Below are 19,935 nucleotides of genomic sequence, written 5' to 3' on the forward strand. Positions count from 1 at the left end.
GTCAGTTCGCTCCAGCGGTGTCGGGGGTGTACGCCTCGGCCATCGCCACGGCGATCTTGCGGGGACCGGTGAACGGCTCCCGGCCGTGCGCGGCGGTCATGTTGTCGACCACCAGCACGTCGTCGCGCTGGTAGTCGAAGCGGACCGTGGCCGCCCGGTAGGCGGCCCGCAGGTGGTCCATGACGTCGGCGGGGATCTCGCCGCCGTCGCCGTAGTAGGTGTTCGACGGCAGCCCGTCGGCGCCGAACATGGCCAGCAGCCCCTCCTGGTAGTCCGCCGGCAGCGTGCTGAGGTGGAAGAAGGTGGCGTGGTTGAACCAGCGCGGCGTGTCCGAGCCGGGCCGGCGGTGCACCGCGTCGCGTACCGCGCGGGTCCGCAGGCCGTCCGCGCCGACCCACTCCACGGTGATGCCGTTGGCCGCCGCGTACGCCTCGACCTCGGCGCGGCGCTCCGTGTTGAACACCTCCTGCCAGCGGGTGCCGAAGTCGCCGTGGAAGTTGCGCACCAGCATCCAGCGGCGCCGGACGAACTCCTCCCGTACCGCGGGGTCGATCAGCTCGTACACCCGGCGCACGTCGGCCAGCGGGGTGGCGCCCCGGGTCTCCGGCGGGGTGACGCAGTAGAAGAACAACGTCAGCGGCCACCGCGCCTGGTACGAGTTCTCGTTGTGCAGGAAGATCTCCTCGTCCGGCGGGTAGTCGGTCGAGGTGTAGACCCGGCCCTTGATGGAGTGCCGGGGCGAGGACCGCTCGGTGTAGGTCAGCGGCTCGCCGGCCAGCGCGCGGACGGCGGCGTCGAAGCCGTCCACGCCGCCGGTGTCGAAGCCGCGGAACAGCAGCCCGCCGCTGGCGACGAGCGTGTCCCGCAGCTCGGCGCGCCGGGCCGCGATGAGGTCGGTCAGCGCCCGGCCGTCGTTCTCGACGACCACCGGGAGTGTGGCGGTTGTCTCGCTCATGGTGCGGTGTCTCCTTGTTCCGTCGGGGGGTGTTGTCAGCCGCGGGGCAGCCGCGGAATGGCCGGGATCGCCGCCGGGGCGGGCGGCTGGTCGGCGGGCGCCTCGGCGCGCAGTTCCTCGATCCGGGCCGCCAGGCCGGCCACGGTGGGGGTCTCGAAGAGGCTGCGCATCGGCAACCGCACCCCGGTCGCCTTGCGCATCGCGGCGATGAGCTGCACGGCGACCAGCGAGTTGCCACCGAGGGCGAAGAAGTCGTCGTCCACGCCGACGTCGGTGACGCCGAGGCCGTCGCGCCACACCTGGGCGATGGTCTTCTCCAGCTCGGTGCGGGGGGCGGCCGAGCCGCCGCCGGTGGTGGCCGGCGGGCCGGCCGGGGCGTCGGTCTCCCCGGCCAGGCTGTCCGTGGTGACCCGGGATGCCCGGCGTCGGATGTCGGCCACCGTGCGGGTGGCGATCACCACCTGCGCGCCGAGGCCCGCGCCGAGACTGCGGCGGAACGCCTCCGCGCCGTCGACCGGCCGGATGTCCTCGGTGACCGCGTCCGGCGCGTCGGCCGTCGCCGGCGCCTCGGCGAGGTTGCCGGTGACCGCGCCCTGGTCCACCCGGCGCAGCACGAAGTCGCTGATCGCGACCAGTTCCCGGCCGTCCGGGTCGCGCAGCGACAGGTCGGCGGCGACCACCTCGTCGGTGGCGGCGGACCGGTGCCGCAGGTGACTGTGGAACGTCGCCGGCAGCGTCCCGCGCACCGTGATCCGGCCGTACGACAGCGGCAGGTACGTGCCGTCGCCCTGGCCCCGGCCGAACGCGGTGGCCACGTCGAGCAACGCCGGGTGCAGCCCCCAGGACGGCAGGTCGGCCAGCGCCGCGGCGGGCGCCTCCACCCGGGCCAGCTCCTCCCCGTCGCCGAGGTGGTGCTCGGCCAGCGCGGCCCAGCGCGGCCCGAACGTGAGCATGCTGGTGCGACCCCGGCCGAACGACGCGTCGTCGTCGACCCGCCGGCCGGCCACCTGGACCGGGGCGGCCGGCGGCGCGGGCTCGGTGGTCCAGCCGGCCGTGCCGCGCACGTGGGCGCGCAGCCGGCCGGCGGCGAGGCTGGCCACGGTGAAGTCCATGCCCTCCTCGGTCGGGGCCAGCTCCACCCGGTACTGCGCGACGGTGCCGTCGGGCACCGAGAACGGCTCCAGGAAGACCACGTCGCGCAGCTCCACCGCGGCGTCCGGCGCCGGCGCGGGCAGCGCGGCGACCACTGCGGCGCGCACCGACTCCAGGTGGGCGGTGCCCGGCACCACCGGCACCCCGCCGATCCGGTGCTCGTCGAGCAGCCAGTGGCTGTCGGCCGCGACCAGGCCGTGCAGCACGGCGCCGTCCGGGCCGGTGACCATGGTGGTCAGCACCGGGTGGGTGACCGGGCTGGTCAGCGTGTCCCGCCCGGCGGCCCGGAACGCGGCCGGCGCGGCGGTCTCCACCGCCATGCCGACCTCGGCCCAGCCGCCCCAGTTCTGCGACACCACCGGCGCGCGGAACCCGGCGCCGGAGCGCGCGAACGCGTCCAGCACGTTGTTCGCGGCGCAGTAGTCGACCTGACCGAAGCCGCCGATCACCGCCGTGATCGACGAGCAGAGCACCACGAAGTCCAGCGGCAGGTCACCGAAGACCTGGGCCAGGGCCAGCGTGCCGGCCAGCTTCGGCGCGAGCACCCGCTCCGCCTCGGCCCGCTCCTTCACCTCGGCCATGCCACCGCCGGGCAGGCCGGCGGCGTGCACGATGCCGTCCAGCCCGCCGAACCGGCGCTCCGCCTCGGCCCGGACCCGGCGCAGGTCGTCGGCGTCGGTGACGTCGGCGGCGAGCACCAGCACCTCGGCGCCGGCCGCCTCCATCCGGCGGATCGCCGCGATGGCCCGGCCGGCCCGGTCGGCGCCGCCGTGCACCGCCAGGTGCGCGTCCCAGTCGTCCCGGCCGGGCAGGCCGGAGCGGGCCAGCAGCACCAGCTTGGCGCGGGCCCGGCGGGCGAAGTCCTCGGCCAGCGTGACGCCGATGCCGCCGAGACCGCCGGTGATCAGGTAGCGGCCCTCCTCGCGCAGCACGCCCGGCTCGTCCTCGGCGGCCACGGTCACCTGCTCGTAGCCGCCCACCCAGCGCCGGTCGCGGCGCAACGCCACCTCCGGGTGCTCCGGGTCGACCGGGCTGCGCAGCTCCACCGCCAGGGCGGCCACGCCGCGCGCGGCCGGGTCGGCGTCGAGCAGCCGGACGGTCAGGCCGGGCAGCTCGGCCGGGAGCACCCGGGCCAGTCCGGCCAGCGTGGCGTGCTCCGGCCGGACCAGGTCGTCGCCGCGCACGTCACCGATCCCGGCGGTGACCAGGTCGAGCCGGATGCCCGCCTCGTCGGCGGTCAGGCCGGCGCCGGCGAGCGCCTGCACCAGGTGCAGCGCGCCGAAGAAGCCACGCTCCTGGGCGGCCCAGGCGGCGGCCACGTCGGTGCCGGCCGGCTCGCCGTCCAGCGCGAACGCGTGCACGATCCGCCGGGGCAGGTCCGCGCCGAGCGCGGCGACCAGCGCCTCGGCGTCGGAACGCGCGCCGGGGCGCAGCCGGAAGCCGTTGGCGGTGGCGGCGAACGCGTCGCCGGCGCGTACCTCGACCGGGTCGTCGCCGGCGGCCCGCAGCGCCGCGACGAGCGCCTCGCCGCGCGGGCCGTCGGCCAGCACCAGGCACCGGCCCAGCGGCTCGACGGTCCGGGCCGGCCCGGCCTGCCGCCACACCGGCACGGCGAACCACTCCGGCAGCGGGCGGGGGCCGGTCTCGACCGGGGCCGTCGCCGCCTGCTCCACCGGGTCCGGCTCGACCCAGTAGCGGCGACGCTCGAACGGGTACGTGGGCAGCGGCACCCGCCGCGCGTCGGGGTCGACGGCGAGCGTCACCGGCACCCCGGCGCACCACAGCGCGCCCGCGGTGCCGAGCAGCGTGGCCAGGTCACCGGCCGGCTCCCCCGGGCCGGGCAGGCTGCCCAGCGGGGTGAGCGCGCGCTGCGCCTCACCGGCCTTCGCGACCTGCATCCGGGCCAGGTTGGCCAGTTGCCGGCCGGGGCCGCACTCGACCAGCGCCCAGGTGCCCTCCGCGAGCAGCGTGGCCACGCACGCGCCGAAGCGGACCGGCCGGCGCAGGTGCGCGGCCCAGTACGCCGGGTCGGTGGCCTCCGCCTCGGTGATCCAGGTGCCGGTCACGTTGGACACGAACGGCACCGCCGGCGCGCGCAGCGGCACGCTCGCCATCAACGCGGTGAACTCGTCCAGGATCGGGTCCATCATCGGCGAGTGGAAGGCGTGCGAGGTGCGCAGCAGCTTCGACTTCTGCTTGCTGCCCAGGCTCTCCGCGAACGCCTCCACCAGCGCGGTCTCGCCGGCCACCACGCAGGTGCCGGGGCCGTTCACGGTCGCCACCGACAGGCCCTCGGGCAGCCGCTCGGCCACCGCCGACTCGTCCAGCGTGACGGCCAGCATGGACCCGGTCGGCAGCGCGTGCATGAGCCGGCCCCGGGCGGCCACCACCTTCAGCGCGTCGGCCAGGTCGAGCACGCCGGCGAGCGTCGCGGCCACGTACTCGCCGATCGAGTGGCCGACCATCGCGGCCGGGGTGACGCCGGCGGCCCGCCAGGCGGCGGCGAGCGCGTACTCGACGGTGAACAGGGCGGGCTGGGTCCAGCGGGTCTCGGTGAGCTTCGCCGCCGCCTCCGGGTCCCGGCCCAGGATCAGGTCCCGGATGTCCAGGCCCAGCTCGGGGCGGAGCAGCTCGGCGCACTCGTCCACGGCGGCGGCGAACGCCGGGTCCTCGGCGTACAGCTCGGCGCCCATGCCGGCGTACTGCGAGCCCTGCCCGCTGAACAGGAAGGCCACCCGGGGGGCGGGGCCGTCGGCGACGCCCCGGTGCGCCTTGCGCCGGTCCCGCAGCGCGGCGGCGGCGGTCTGCGGGTCGCCGGCGACCACGGCGGCGCGGTGGGCGTACCGCTGCCGGCCGACGCGCAGCGTGTGCGCGACGTCGGCGATCAGGTCCGGGCTGCCGGCGGTGGCGCGCTCCAGATGGTCGGCGAGGTTCCGCACGGCGGTGTCCAGCGCGGTCGGGGTCTTCGCCGACACCTGGAGCAGGTGCGCCGGGCGGACCCGCCGCTCGGCCCGGTACGCGGCCGGCGCCTCCTCCAGCACCACGTGCGCGTTGGTGCCGCCGATGCCGAACGAGCTGACCCCGGCCCGGCGCGGCCCGCCGTCGGCGTCCCACTTGGTCAGCGTGTTCGCCACGTAGAACGGGGTGTCGGCGAAGTCGATGGCCGGGTTCGGCGTCTCGTAGTTGATGGTCGGCGGGATCAGCCCGTGCTCCATGGCGAGCACCGCCTTGATCACGCTGACGATGCCGGAGGGCTGGCTGAGGTGGCCGATGTTGGACTTCACCGAACCGATGCCGCACCAGCCCCGGTCGTCGGTGTCCTTGGTGTAGACGGCGGAGAGCGCGGCGACCTCGATCGGGTCGCCGAGCGCGGTGCCGGTGCCGTGCGCCTCGACGTAGCTGATGGTGCGCGGGTCGATCCCGGCCAGCCCGACGGCCTGGGCGACGGCCTCCATCTGCCCGTCGATGCTGGGGGCGGTGAAGCCGACCTTCCCGGCGCCGTCGTTGTTGATCGCGTTGCCGAGCACCACCGCGCGGATCGTGTCGCCGTCGGCGATCGCGTCGGAGAGACGCTTGAGCAGCGTGACGCCGACGCCGCTGCCCCACACCGTGCCGTTGGCGTCGGCGTCGAACGGCCGGCACCGCCCGTCCGGCGAGGTGAAGCCGTCCATGCCCAGGTAACCCGCGTGCGGCAGCTCGATGTTGACGCCGCCGGCCAGCGCCATGTCGCACTCGCCGTTGCGCAGCGCCTCGCAGGCCAGGTGGAACGCGACGAGCGAGGTGGAGCAGGCGGTGTGCACGGTCATGCTCGGGCCGCGCAGGTCCAGCCGGTACGAGACGTTGGTGGCGACGTAGTTCGGCGAGTTGCCGGTGGCGATGGAGACCGCGCCGTGCGGGTTGCCGCCGACGCGCTTGTTACGCAGCACGTAGCGGTTCAGGTAGGTGGTGCCGCCGCTGCCGGCGTAGACGCCGACCGCGCCGTCGTAGCGGCCCGGGTCGTAGCCGGCGTCCTGCAACGCGGTGTAGCAGGTCTCCAGGAACAGCCGGTGCTGCGGGTCGGTGGTCTCGGCCTCGCGGGCGGTCATGCCGAACAGGCCGGCGTCGAACTCGTCGTAGCCGTCGACGAGCGGGGCCCGGTTCACCCAGCTCGGGTCGTCGACCTCGTCGGCGCTGACGCCCCGGGCGAGCTGCTCCTCGCGGGTCAGCTCGGTCGTCGACTCCACGCCGTCGACCAGGTTGCGCCAGAACTCGTCGACGTCGGCCGCGCCGGGCAGGCGGGCGGCCAGCCCGACGATCGCGATGGGCTCGATGCCGTCGTCGTCAGCGGCGGAAATGTCGTTCTGCATGGGAGGTCCTTCATTCACAAGAGGTTGCGGCATCACTGCTGGTGAGGTCTGCGGGGTGGCGGGGTACGGCGGGCGCGGCCCCGCCGGGCGGCGGCGCGCATCGCGGCGCGGGCCAGCTCCGGCCGGTCGGCGGCGCCGTCGAGGCTGGCGGCGAGCGCCCGCACGGTCGGGTGACGGAACAGGTCGAGCATGGTGATCGAGCGGCCGGTGGCCTCGGTGAGCCGGGCGTGCACCGCGGCGAGCGCCATCGAGTGGCCGCCGATGTCGAAGAAGTTGTCCGTGACGCCGACCGTCTCCCGGTCGAGCACGTCCCGCCAGATGCCGGCGATCAGCTCCTCGGTCCCGGTGAGCGCGTCCGACCCGACCGGCAGCGGCGCCCGGGCCGACTCGGCGGCGGCCACCGTCATCGCGCCCAGCGCGGCCACCCGGACCGCCGGGCGGGGCAGCTCGGGGGCCACCTCGCCGGCGGGCGCGTCCGGGTCGGCGGCGAGCGCGCCGACCAGCGCGGCCAGGTCGGCCAGGAGCGCGGCGATCCGGTCGCCGTCGAACAGGTCCGGGTTGTGCACCACCTCGACGCCGGCCCGTCCGTCCCGCTCCACCACGTAGACGGTCAGGTCGAACGGCGACCCGGGCTTCGGCACCGGCACCGGCTCGACGGTCAGGTCGGCCAACGCCAGCCGGGGCGGGACGAAGTTGAGCACGTTGAACAGCACCTGCACCAGCGGGGCACGAGAGGTGTCCCGGCCGACGCCGAGCGCCTCGACGATGCGTTCCAGCGGGGCGCCCGGATGCGCGGTGACCTCGTGCAGCTCGGCGGCGCACCGGTCGACCTGGGCGGCGAAGCTGCCGCCGGCGCGCACCCGCACCGGCACGGTGTCGATGAAGAAGCCGATCACCTCGTCGAACGCGGCCAGCCGCCGGTCCGCGACGATCGCGCCGAGCACGTGGTCGTCGCCGCCGGTGAGCCGGCGCAGCAGCTCGCCGAAGCCGGCCAGCAGCACGGCCGCGACAGTGGTGCCGCGCCGGGCGGCCAGGTCGCGTACCGCCCGGTCGGCGGCGGCGTCCAGCCGGACCGCGGCCTCCGCGCCGGCGTACGTCTGCACGGCCGGGCGGGGCCGGTCGCGGGGCAGCTCCAGCACCGTCGGCGCGCCGGCCAGGTGCCCGGTCCACCAGGCCAGGTCGGCCTCGCCCCGGCGACGGTCCCGCTCCTCCCGCCACACCGCGTAGTCGGCGTACGTGGCGGGCAGCGGCGGGCGGCCCGGCACCGGCCGGCCGAGCGCGCGGGCGTACGCGGCGGCCAGCTCCTCGTAGAGCAGCGCCTCGGACCAGCCGTCGAAGACCGCGTGGTGCACGGTCACCGCGAGCACGTGCTCCTCGGCGGCGAGCCGGTAGGCGGTCACCTGCCAGGGCGGGCCGGTGGCCAGGTCGAACGCGTGCCCGGCGCCGGCCGTGAGCATGGTGGCCAGCTCGGTGTCCGGGTCGGCGGCGGTGGTCAGGTCGACCACCGGCACGGCCACGTCGGTCGGTTCCTCGCGGACCGCGTACGGCACGCCGCCCTGCTGCGGGATGCGCCAGCGCAGCACGTCGTGCCGTTCGGCGACGGCGCGCAGCGCGGCCCCGAGCGCGGCGGTGTCCAACGGCCCGCGCAGCCGGTGCGCGACCGCGATGTTGTAGGGCGCGCTGGACGGCGCGAGCTGGTCCATGAACCACAGCCGCCGCTGCGGCGGCGACAGCGTGGGCGGGTTGCCGGTGGTCAACCCGTCGGCGCCGGCCGGGTCGGCGGCCCGGACCCGGTCCACCAGCGCGGCGAACGTGCGGTCGGTGAACAGCACCCGGGTGTCGACCTGCCGGCCCGTCTCCGCACGCAGCGCGGCGACCAGCCGCATCGCGGCGATCGAGTTGCCGCCGGCGGCGAGGAAGTCGGCGTCCGGGGTGGGGGCGGTGCCGAGCAGCCGCGTCCAGAGCCGCCGGACCGCGGTCTCCACCGGGTCGCCGCCGTCGGGCACGTCGTCGGCGGGCGCGGCGACCGTGGCCAGCTCGCGCAGCGCGGACCGGTCCAGCTTGCCGGTGATCGGGCTGACCGGCAGCGCGGCCAGCCGCACCGTCCGGGCCGGCAGCATCGCGGTGGTCAGCCGCTGTGCCGCGTACGCCCGCAGCACGTCGTCGTCCGGCGCGCCGGCCGGGGTGAGGAACGCGACCAGCTCGGTGCCGGCCGGGCCGGGCAGCGCCTCCACGGCGGCCCGCTCGACGCCGGGGTGGGCGGCCAGCACCGCCTCGATCTCGCCCAGCTCGATGCGCTGGCCGCGCACCTTGACCTGCCGGTCGGCCCGGCCGAGGTAGACGATCCGGCCGTCCGACGCCTGTCGGACCAGGTCGCCGGTGCGGTAGAGCCGCTGGCCGGGGACCGCGCCGAACGGGTCGGGCACGAACCGCTCGGCGGTCAGGCCGGGCCGGTTGAGGTAGCCGTCGGCCAGGCCCGGCCCGCCGATCAGCAACTCGCCGGTCTCCCCCGGCGGCACCGGCCGCAGGTCGGCGTCGACCACGTACGCGCGGTGGTTGGACAGCGGCCGGCCGATCGGCACCGGGTCGGCGTCGGCCGGCGTGAGGTCGCCGATGACCGCCAGCACGGTGGTCTCGGTCGGGCCGTAGCCGTTGAGGAACCGCCGGCCCGGCGCCCAGCGGGCGGCCAGCTCGGCCGGGACCGCCTCGCCGCCGCAGAGCAGCACCCGCCAGGTCGGCAGCTCCGCCGGGTCGAGCAGGGCGAGCACGGTGGGGGTGACGAACCCCCAGTTCACCTCGTGCGCGGCGACGAACCGGGCGAGCCGCACCGGGTCGGCCCGGTCGTCGGCGCCGAGCAGTTGCACCGCGCCGCCGAGGGTCAGCGGCACGAACAGGTCCATGGTGGCGGCGTCGAAGCCGAGCGAGGCGATGCCGAGGCTGCGCGTGGACGCGTCCGCGCCGGTCAGCGCCGTCACGCCGGTGACGAACTGGACCGCGTTGCGGTGCGTGGTGAGCACGCCCTTGGGGCGGCCGGTGGAGCCGGAGGTGAACAGCACGTACGCCGGGTCGCCGGGGCGGGCCGGGCAGGGCGCGAGCGGGGCCGGGCCGGGCAGGCCGAGCGCCTCGACGCCGGGCTCGTCGCCGAACTCGGCCGACGCCGTGTCGCCGACCACCACCCGGACGCCGGCGTCGCGGACGATCTCCCGCAGCCGGGCGCGCGGGCCGCCCGGCTCCAGCGGCACGTACGCGGCGCCGGCCAGCAGCACACCGACCACGGTGACCACCAGGTCGGGGGTACGCGCGCCGCAGACGCCGACCCGGTCACCGCGGCCGACGCCGCGCTCGCGCAGCGCGGCGGCCACCCCGGCGGCCCGGTCGACGAGCTGCCGGTAGGTGAGCCGGGTGTCCCACTGGCGCACCGCCACCGCGTCCGGGACGCGGGCGGCCCGGTCGGTGATCAGGTCGGCGAGGGTGGCGTCCGGCCAGGGCAGGTCCATCCCGGAGGCGGCGCTGACGGTCAGGGTGTGGGTCACCGGTGTGCTCCCAGGTGCTCGGCCGGATCGGTGATCTGGAGGCGGAGTTCGCTGACGTAGCCGCGGCCCCGGGCGTCGGGCACCCACGCCTCGTCGGGCGCCGGCAGCAGCTCGGAGACCACCACCGGCACGTCCGGGCCGGTGCGCAACGCGGCGTCCACCATGGCGCAGAGCGACTGCGCGTACAGCGGGCCGGTCAGGTCCACGTAGCAGGGTTTGATCTCGGTGCCGACCTTGACGAACACCCGCTCGGGCAGGCCGGTGGCCGCCCGCCAGCGGCGTACCGCCAGGTAGCGGGCGGTTTCGTCGGCATGGCCGCCCAGCCCGCACGCGCCGGCCGTGGTGCGCCAGGTACGCCGCGCCACCACCAGCCGGTCGATGGTGATCCGGGGCGTGTGCGACGCGGCGCCGAACAGTTTGAACGCGTCCAGCAGCAGCGAGCCGAGCAGCGTGGCGAAGACCTCCATCAGCGGCCAGCGGGCACCGTCGGGGAAGACCGCGGTGAGCCGGTCGCCGTCGCGCCGCACCAGCACCGCGGTGGCCGGGAACAGCCGGTCGGCGTCCGCGCCGTGCGCGGTGTCGATGCCGAGCTGGCGGTCCGCCGGGCCGGTCAGCGCGTACGTGGTGCGGGTGGTGCGCCGGGGGAAACTCTCCGGCCAGAGCACCCGCAGCCGCACCGGGCCCAGGTCGGCGTCGAGGTCGGCGCGCAGCGCCGCCGGGTCGCTGTGGAACGGGCTGAGCACCGCGCTGTCGAACGCGACCGTGGCCGGGTGCAGCTCGCCGAGCACGAGCAGGAAGTCGCCCCGCTCGACCGCCTCCGGGGACGCGGCGCTGAGCTGGACGTCCGGGTTGTGCAGCCGGGCCGACGGCCAGCCGGGGCCCGACGCCGGGAACAGCTCCGCCACCCGCCCGGCCAGGTCCGCCGCACGGACCCGCAGCTCGGCCTGGCCGGCGGGCAGGTCACGCAGGTCGAACAGCTCGGCCCACCGGCGGGTGAGTTCCGCGCCGGCCCGGGCGATCGGGCCGTCCGACGCGATCAGCGTCCCCTGGGCCAGCAGCCACAGGTCGGCCAGCCGCACCGGCTCGTCGCCGGTCGCCAACTCGTCGTGCAGCTCGGTGAAGAGCTCGGCGCAGCGCTCGGCGACCTCCACGGTGAACCAGCGGGCCGTGCGCAGCACCACCGCGAGCGGCTCGGCGAGCGCGTCGACGACCGCGGCGCCGACCTGGAACTCCAGGTCACGGGCGGTCTCCTCGTAGCAGACCGTGCGGCCGGCGTACATCTGCCCGCTGTTGCGGGTGGCCGGGCGGCCGGTGACGGCGGTGAACCCGGCGTTGAGCGCGGCGAGCGCGGCGCCGAGCCGGTCCGGGTCGCCGGCCGCGGCGGCCACCTCGTCGCGGGCGGCGCGGAGCCGGTCGAACTCGGCCGCCGTGGCGGCACGCACCGGCTCGTCGCCGATGGCGGCGATCCGCGCGGCGAGCACGTCCTCCGCGTCCGGGGCGACCGGCAGGTTCGCGCCCCAGCTCAGCTGGCCGCGCTCCACCCACCGGTCCAGCAGCAGGTAGACGTCGTCGACGCCGTGCACCACGCCCTCGGCGCACAGCCGCTCGGCCAGCTCCACCGCCGGGGTACGCCCGTCGGCGTCGGCGAGCAGCCGGGCCTCCACCGGCGTCAACGCGATCGGCGGGTGCAGCGGCCAGCGCAGCTCCCGCCCGACCACGGTCAGGTGCGGTTGCCGCGCCGGCGCCCACCAGCGGCGCACCGCCAGGTCGTCGGCGAGCCGGTCGGCGTACGCGATGAGCGCCCACGCCTCGAAGAACACCCGGCGGCGGCGCACCAGCGCGGCGCCCGGCTCGGTCCGTACGCCGGGCACCGCCGGGTCGAACGTGCCCCAGCAGACCGGGCCGAAGAAGCCGATCGTCTCCGCCTTGCCGCAGTAGCGCTGCCAGTAGCGCAACAGGCTCAGCTCCCGCTTGCGGCGGCGCACGTTGCGCACCTGCGGGTCGGTGCGCAGCAGGCCGTCCAACGCGATGAGCATGTCCGGGTTCTGCCAGGTGACCGCCTCGCGCAGCAGCGGGTCGGCGGCGAGTTCGCCGGCCACCGCGGAGGACTCGGCGAACGCCTCACCCAGCGTCTTGTCGAACACCTCGGCGCTGCTCGCGCCCGCCAACAGCGCGTCCGCGGCGACCGCGCATCCGGACGCGCCGAACCGGTCCAGGCCGGCGGCCGGGAACCCGGCGGTCCGCAGCACCACGTCCCGCCACACCGACCAGCCGGTCGTACCCAGGGGCAGCAGGTGGCTCATCGCGCGTCCTCCACTGCGGTGTCGGTGAGGTGCAGGCGCAGCTCGCTGAAGTAGCGGCGGCCGGCCGCGTCCGGCACCCAGGCCTGCGTCGGGTCGGGCAGCATCTCGCTGACCGTGAGCGAGACGTCGTCGCCGCCGTCGACCCGGGCGGCGCGCACCAACGCGCAGAGCATGGCGGCGAACCCGGGTGCGGCCAGGTCCACGAAGCACGGCTTGGTCTCGGTGCCGAGCTTGACGTAGACCTGCTCGGGCAGCCCGAGCCGGCGACGCCAGGCGCGGACGGCCAGGAACCGCTGCCGTTCACCGGTGGCGGTGGCCAGGCCGCTCTCCCCGACCGTGGTCCGCCAGGTCTGCCGCGCCACCACCAGCCGGTCCACCGTGATCCGCGGCGTGTACGGCGCGGCGGCGACCAGTTTGAAGCCGTCCACGGCGTGCGCGCTGAACGCCTCGGCGAAGATCTCGGCGAGCGGCCACCGCTGCCCGTCCGAGGCGGTGCAGACCAGCTCGCCGGCCACCTCGTCGACGGTGAGGTCCACGGTGGGCAGCACCCGGGCCGGCTCCGCGCCGGGCGCGTCGAGGAAGGCGAGCTGCCGGTCGGTCGGGCCGGTCAGCGACTCGGCGGTACGGCTGGTGCGGCGCGGCCAGTCGGCCGGGAACAGCAACCGGACCCGCCGCTCGCCCAGGTCCGCCGCGAGCGCCTCGCGCAGCCGCTCGACGTCCGGGTGCGACGGGGTGAAGACCGCGCAGTCGAACGAGGACCAGGCGGCGTGCAGCTCGCCGAGCACCACGGTGTAGTCGCCGCGCCTCAGCGCCGCCTCGTCCGTGGCGCAGATCTGCAGGTCGGGGCTGTGCATGGCGGCGTTCGACCAGCTCGGCCGGGTGCCGGGGAAGACCGCGTCGATCCTCTCGGCCAGGTCGGCCGCGCCTAGCCGCACGTCGGTGGTGCCGGCGGGCAGCGTGTCCAGGCCGAACAGGCCGGCCCACCGGGCGGCGAAGTCGGCGGCGACCGCGTCGACCGGCCGTTCGCCGCCGCCCCAGAACAGGCCCTGGGCCAGGAACCACAGGTCGGCCAGCGCCACCGGGCCGCCGGACTCGGCGCGCAGCTCGTCGTGCAGGCCGCGCAGCACCACCAGGTAGGCGTCGGCGAGCGCGTTGGCCAGCCAGCGGGCGGCGCGCAGCAGCACGTCCAGCGGGGCGGCCAGCTCGGCCAGCAGCGGGGCGCCGAAGACCACGTCCAGGTCGCGGGCGGTGTCCTCGTAGCAGATGGTGCGGCCGGCGTACATCTGGCCGGCGCGGCGTACCGCCGGCACGCCGGTCAGCTCGGTGAACGTGGCGTCGAGGGCGTCCAGCGCGGCCCGCAGCGACTCCGGGTCGCCGGCCGCCGTGGCCACCGCGTCGCGGGCGGTACGCAGCCGGTCGAAGCCGGCGCGGGCGGCGGCGCGGGCCGGCTCGTCGCCGATCGCCGCGATCCGCTCGGCCAGCACCCGCTCCGCGTCCGGGCTCACCGGCAGCGCCGCGTCCCAGGTGATCAGCTCCCGTTCCACCAGCCGGTCGAGCAGCGCGTAGCCGTCCTCCGGCCGGCGCAGGCCGATCGCCGGGTCGGCGACCAGGGCGGCGGCGTGGCGGCGGCCGTCGGCGGCACGCAGCAGCGCCGCCTCGACCGGGGTCAGCGTCAACGGCGGGCGGCCGGGCCGGAGCACCACCCGGTCCCGGATCGTCAGGTGCGGCCGGAGCATCGGCGGCCACCAGCGGCGGACCGCCAGGTCCGCGCCGACCCGGTCGGCGTACGCGGCCAGCGCCCAGGACTCGAACCACACCCAGCGTCGCCGGGTGAGCCGGTCACCGGCGTTGACCCGGGCAACTTCCGGCTGATCGGGGTCGACGGTGACCCAGCAGGCCGGCCCGAAGAACCCGACCGTCTCGTTCTTGCCGCAGTAGCGCTGCCAGTACTTCAGCAGCGCCCGCTCCCGGTCCCGCCGCCGCACGTTGCGGGGCGCGTCGGGGCCGCCGCGCACCAGCCCGTCCAGGGCGATCAGGGCGCCCCGGTTCTGCCAGGTGACCGCCTCGCGCAGCAGCGGGTCGGCGGCCAACGCGCTGAGCCGCGCGGCGCCGACGCGCAGCGCCTCGTCGAACTCCGCGTCGAACCGGTCCTCGCCGGCGCCGGTGGCCAGCAGCTCGTCGGCGGCGGCGGCGGCCCGGGGCGCGCTCAGCGCCGTCAGCCCGTCGGCGGGGAAGCCGGTGGTCCGCAGCATCGCGTCGCGCCACACGGACCACCCGGTGTCCCCGAGCGGCACCCGGTGCGCACCGCCGGCGGTCCCGCGGCCGACGGCGCGCACCGGGCCCGGACCCGCGTCCGGGGTTCCGGCGCGGGCGGTCGAGGTGCCGGGCCCGGCGGCAGCGACGCCGGGCGCGGTGGTCGAGGTGCCGGTAGCGGTGGTCAGGCCGCCGGGCGCTGTCGTCGTGGCGCCGGGCGCTGCCGTCGTGGCGCCGGGCGCTGCGGTCGTGGCGCCGGGCGCTGCGGTCGTGGCGCCGGGCGCTGCGGCCAGGTCGGCCCGGATCAACGCGGCCATCTCGGCGAGCCGGTCGTGCAGGAAGAAGTGCCCGCCGGACAGCTCGTGCATGGTGAACCCGGCCGCCGTGTGCTCGCCCCAGGCGGCGGTGTGCTCGCGGGTGACCGCCGCGTCCGCGTCGCCGCCGAACGCGACGATCGGCACCGGCAACGGATCCTCCGGGACGTGGCGGTAGTCGTCCACCCGGCCGAAGTCGGCGCGCAGCAGCGGCAGCATCAGCTCCAGCAGCTCCGGGTGGTTGAACGCCTCGGCGGGGAGGCCGCCGCCGTCGCTGAGGCGGCGCAGCAGCTCGTCGTCACTGACCCGGGACAGCCCGATGAAGCCGCCGGGCTCGGTGATGTGCGGCGCGCGGGCGCCGCCGACGTAGAGCCGCAGCGGCAGCGGACGGCCGGTACGGCGCAGCTCGCGAACCACGTCGAAGCCGACCCGGCCGCCCATCGAGTGGCCGTAGATGGCGTACGGGCGGTCGGCCCGGGCGGCGATGGCGTCGGTGACCTCGGCGACGGTGAAGTGCGGGTCCTCGCTGATCCGCTTCTCCCGGCCGGGCAACTGCACCGGCAGCACCTCGACGTCGGGGCCGAACGCGGCCGGCCAGTGCCGGAACGCGCTGGCGCCGGCACCGGCGTAGGGCAGGCAGAACAACTGCACCGGCGCCTCGGGGCGGCTTCCGGTGGAGGCGAACCAGTTCACCGCGGACCTCTCTGCACGGGGTCGATCCAGTGCCGGCGGCGCTGGAACGGGTAGGTGGGCAGCCCGGTACGCCGGACCGTGCCCGCGGGGTGCAGGGCGTCCCAGTCGATGTCGTGCCCGGCCACCCAGTCGGCGGCCGTCTCGCGCAGCGGGCCGGTGTCACCGGCGATCCGGGCGTCGGTGTCGAGCAGCACGTCCAGCGCGGTCAGCGCGGCGGGCAGGTCGGCGGCGACCACCGCCGCCCGGTGCGCGAACGGGCGGCGGCCGAGCGCCAGCGTGGCGGCCACGTCGGGCAGCGCCGGCGCGGTGCCGGCCAGGTGGGTCCGCAGCCGGACCAGCGCGGCCCGCAACGCCGCCGGGGTACGCGCGGAGACCGGCAGCAGCCACGGCCCCTCCCCCGGCGGGTCGGCCGGCTCGACCGGCGGCGGCTGTTCCACCACCACGTGCGCGTTCGTGCCACCCAGGCCGAACGCGCTCACCCCGGCCACCCGGCGTCCGCCGTCCGGCCAGTCCCGGGCCTTGGTGGGCACGTAGAACGGGCCGGCGGTCAGGTCGATCTCCGGGTGCGGACGGGTGAAGTGCAGGTTCGGCGGGATCACGCCGTGCCGGACGGCGAGCACGGTCTTGATCAGCCCGGCGACGCCGGCGGCGGCGTCGAGGTGGCCGATGTTGGTCTTCACCGAGCCGAGCGCGCACGTCTCGGCCGGCGCGGCGCCGGCGTACACCTCGTGCAGCGCGGCCACCTCGATGGCGTCGCCGAGCGGCGTGCCGCTGCCGTGCCCCTCGACGAGGCGGACCTCGCCGGGGGCGACCTCGGCGGTGGCGAGCGCGTTGGCCACGGCGGCGGCCTGCCCGGCCGGGCCGGGCACCGCGAAGCCGGCCCGGTCCGGGCCGTCGTTGGTGACCGCCCAGCCGGGCAGGATCGCGTAGATCCGGTCGCCGTCGGCCTGCGCGTCGGCGAGCCGGCGCAACGCGACCACGCCCGCGCCGGAGCCGAACCCGGAGCCGTCGGCGGCCTCGTCGAAGGCGCGGCACCGTCCGTCGGGCGAGGCGAGCCCGCCCGGCGTGGCCCGGTGCCGGGGCCACATGACCGTGGACCCGCCGGCCAGCGCCAGGTCGCACTGGTAGTCGGCGAGGCTCTGCGCGGCCAGGCAGACCGCGACCAGGGAGCTGGAGCAGGCGCTCTGCACGGCCAGCGCCGGCCCGGTCAGGCCGAGCCGGTAGGCGACCTGTCCGGGCAGGTGGTCGGTGAACTGCCGGCCGACCAGTCGCGCCTCCCAGTCGTCCGGGTCGACGTCGCCGACCACGGCCGGGTTGTCCATGAGGTGGAACAGGAAGTAGCGGTTGGCCGAGGTGGACGAGTAGACGCCGACCAGCCCCGGGAAGCGCTGCGGGTCGTGCCCGGCGTCCTCCAGCGCCTCCCACGCGGTCTCCAGGAAGAGCCGGTGCTGCGGATCGGTGCGGGCGGCCTCGTCGGCGCCGAAGGAGAAGAACTCGGCGTCGAAGTCGGCCACCCCGTCGAGCCGGCCGGCGGCGCGGACGTGCCGGGGGTCGGCGCGCAGCCGGGGCCCGACGCCGAGCGCGGCCAACTCCTCGTCGGTGTGGTCGTGCACGGAGTCGACCCCGGTGCACAGGTTCCACCAGAACGTCGCCACGTCCGGCGCGCCGGGGAAGCGGCCGGCGATCCCGACCACCGCGATCTCGTCGCCGGTGTACTCGCGGGACGCGCTGACCGGCGCGGCGGGCGCGGGCAGCACCGGGGCGCGGACCGCCTCCGGCGGCGCGTCGAGCAGCGCCGCCTGGGCGGCCACGGTCGGGTGGTCGAACAGGCGCAGCATCGGCAGCCGGACGCCGAACCGTTCGGCGATCCGCTGCTGCACCCGGCCCAGCAGCAGCGACTGCCCGCCCACGTCGAAGAAGCTGTCGGTGCGGCCGACCGCCGGGCGGCCCAGCACCGCGCACCAGATGTCGTGCACGGCGCGTTCGGTGTCGGTGGCCGGCGCCGCCCCGGCGGGCACCTCGGCGACCGGGTCGGGCAGCGCCCGCTCGTCGATCTTTCCGCTGACGGTGAGCGGGAACTCGTCGACCACGACCACCGCGCGCGGCACGGCGTAGTCGGGCAACGCGGCGGCGAGTGCCGCGCGCAGCGCCGCCGGGTCGGGACGGGCGCCGGCCGGCCGGGCGTACGCCAGCAGTTCGCCGTCGCGGGCGATGGCGCGGACGCCGGCCACGCCGGGCTGGGCGGCGAGCACGGTCTCGATCTCGGTCAGCTCCACCCGGTGCCCGCGCACCTTCACCTGCCGGTCGAGCCGGCCCAGGCAGACCAGTTCCCCGCCGGGCAGCCGCGCGCCGAGGTCGCCGGTGCGGTACGACCGCGTGCCGTCGGCGACCAGGGCGAACCGGTCGCTGTCCTGGTTGAGGTAGCCGGGGGCGAGGTGCCGGCTGCGGACCACGATCTCGCCGGTGTCCGGGGCGAGGTCGAGCCGGTAGCCGGGGAACGCGGTGCCGACCGGCAGCGGCCCGACCGCGGCCGGGTCCACCTCGGACAGCGGCAGCACGTGCCGGGCCGCGAACGTCATCTCGGTGGCCCCGTAGCCGTTGACCAGCACGCAGTCGGGGGCGAAGCGGTCCCGACCGCGTGCCGCGTCGGTCCAGGTGGCCTGCTCGCCGCCGAGCAGCACCGCGCGCACGGTGGTCAGCCGCCGGTCGTCGAGCGTGTCGAGCAGGAAGCGGTAGACGGTCGGCGTGCAGTGCAGCACGGTGACGCCGTGCCGGTCGAGCTGCTCCACCGCGTACGCCAGGCCGTGCCGGCGCAGGTCGACCGGGACGACCGCGGCACCGGTGAGCAGCGCCGGGTAGAGGTCCGGGATGGCGGCGTCGAAGCTGAACGAGGCGAGCAGGCTGAGCCGGTCGGCCGGGCCGACGGCGAGCGCGTCGATCTGGTTGTCGACGACGTGGGCCAGGTTGCGGTGGGTCTGCCCGACCGCCTTGGGCACGCCGGTGGAGCCGGAGGTGAACAGCACGTACGCCAGCGCGTCGGGGTCGACCGGCACCGGGCGCAGCGGGGCCGGCGGCACCTCGTCCAGGGGCACCACGACGCGTCCGTCGGCCAACGTCAGGGCCAGCTCACGGTGCTCGGCGGCGCAGGCCAGGGCGGTGACGCCGGCGGCGGCGACCATGTGTCGCAGCCGGGCGACCGGGAAACCCGGGTCCAGCGGCACGTACGCGCAGCCGGCGGCCAGCGTGCCGAGCATGGCGGCGACGGTCGGCGCGCCGTGTGCGGTGAGCAGCGCGATGCGGTCGCCGGGCCGGAAACCGGCGGCGACGAGCACGGCCGCGTACCCCCCGGCCGTCTCGGCCAGCTCGGCGTAACCGACCTCGTGGGTCTCGCCGAGAAGTGCCGGACGGCCACCGTGGACCGCTGCGACCGCGCCGAAACGATTGATGATCATCGTCTCTGCCATCAGGAAACGGGATGTGCTCCACTGATGGCGGGCGCGCAGCAGCAATCGACGAATGTGACCATTGATCCCCCCCAGGACTTCACATTGGAAGCAGAATAAAGCTCAATCTCTCGATCGGAAGAGGATCGATCCGGGTCGAGCCGAAGGGGGGACGACCCCTGGTACCTCGGACGGAGGAATTCGTCCGATCATCCCTCTAGCGCGTAGACGATTTTCAGCGTAGATAGTTACCGACGAGTTATTTTACGGTGAAAGTACTTCTGGGCGGGGAAATCTTCGCCTCGTGGACCCCGCGCGGCAGCTCGACCCGAATCCCGGGGAGCGTGCTCAGACATCGTACGGCGGACGGGGAAGAGGGTCCACCATCGCGTCGAATCCCCGGGGGAGCTGCGCCACCAGATCCTGGAACTCGCCGACCGTGACCGTCTCGCGCAGCGTGGCGAGCACCGCCCGCGTGCCCACCTCGGCGACCGCCGGATCCACCGCGGCCCGCTCCGCCACCCGGTAGAGGAAGTCCACCGCGGCCCCGGTCGCCGGCGGACCGTCCGCCGCCGCGAGGTAGCCGCCGACGTCGTCGGGGAGCTGGGCGGCCAGGTCGGCCGACTCGTCGGCGGTGATCCGCTCGGCGAGGGTCTGCAACACCGCGCGGGAGATCGTCGCCGCGTCGTCGGTGGGCAGCTCGGCGCGACGCGCCACCGCGTCGACGAACAGCGGAAACCGCATCCCGCCCCTCCCCTGGCAGCCGGTCGCCGACGATCCGGGAACCCCCGCCCCGCCGGCCCCGGCGAGTACCCCACCCCACCCCCACCAAACAACCCCACCCTCCACCGCCCTCGCCCCGCCCGCCCCCGCCCCCGCGCCCGCGCCCGCGCCCGCGCCCGCGCCCGCGCCCGCGCCCGCGCCCGCGCCCGCGATCTTGCAC

Annotated in this window: 7 protein-coding genes; all 7 read right to left on the bottom strand. The window is 76.3% G+C overall.

The features are described from left to right. Nucleotide 1 precedes the first annotated feature (1 nt). Nucleotides 2-955 (bottom strand): TauD/TfdA family dioxygenase, encoded by a 954-nt coding sequence (locus VKK44_RS15460; protein ID WP_343441788.1) that lies wholly within the window; start codon nt 953-955, stop codon nt 2-4. Between the two features lie 35 nt (nt 956-990). Further along, a complete protein-coding gene (locus VKK44_RS15465; RefSeq protein ID WP_343441789.1) occupies nt 991-6,453 on the bottom strand; it encodes a type I polyketide synthase in 5,463 nt (1,820 codons plus the stop codon). A 32-nt stretch (nt 6,454-6,485) separates the two neighbouring features. Next, complete coding sequence (locus VKK44_RS15470; RefSeq protein ID WP_343441790.1) at nt 6,486-9,986, bottom strand: amino acid adenylation domain-containing protein; 3,501 nt, start codon at nt 9,984-9,986, stop codon at nt 6,486-6,488. Continuing rightward, entirely contained in the window at nt 9,983-12,289 is a 2,307-nt protein-coding gene (locus VKK44_RS15475; RefSeq protein WP_343441791.1) for a lantibiotic dehydratase, read from the bottom strand. Before VKK44_RS15475 ends, VKK44_RS15470 begins: the two co-directional genes overlap by 4 nt. Further along, entirely contained in the window at nt 12,286-15,549 is a 3,264-nt protein-coding gene (locus VKK44_RS15480; RefSeq protein ID WP_343441792.1) for a thioesterase domain-containing protein, read from the bottom strand. The genes VKK44_RS15475 and VKK44_RS15480 overlap by 4 nt, the downstream gene beginning before the upstream one ends. Continuing rightward, nucleotides 15,546-19,013: an AMP-binding protein gene (locus VKK44_RS15485; protein ID WP_343441793.1), complete on the bottom strand. Its 3,468-nt coding sequence runs from the start codon at nt 19,011-19,013 to the stop codon at nt 15,546-15,548. Before VKK44_RS15485 ends, VKK44_RS15480 begins: the two co-directional genes overlap by 4 nt. Before the next feature lie 327 nt (nt 19,014-19,340). After that, nucleotides 19,341-19,736 (bottom strand): DUF2267 domain-containing protein, encoded by a 396-nt coding sequence (locus tag VKK44_RS15490; protein ID WP_343441794.1) that lies wholly within the window; start codon nt 19,734-19,736, stop codon nt 19,341-19,343. Between the last annotated feature and the right edge of the window lie 199 nt (nt 19,737-19,935).

This window comes from Micromonospora sp. DSM 45708, from assembly GCF_039566955.1.
GTDB lineage: Bacteria > Actinomycetota > Actinomycetes > Mycobacteriales > Micromonosporaceae > Micromonospora.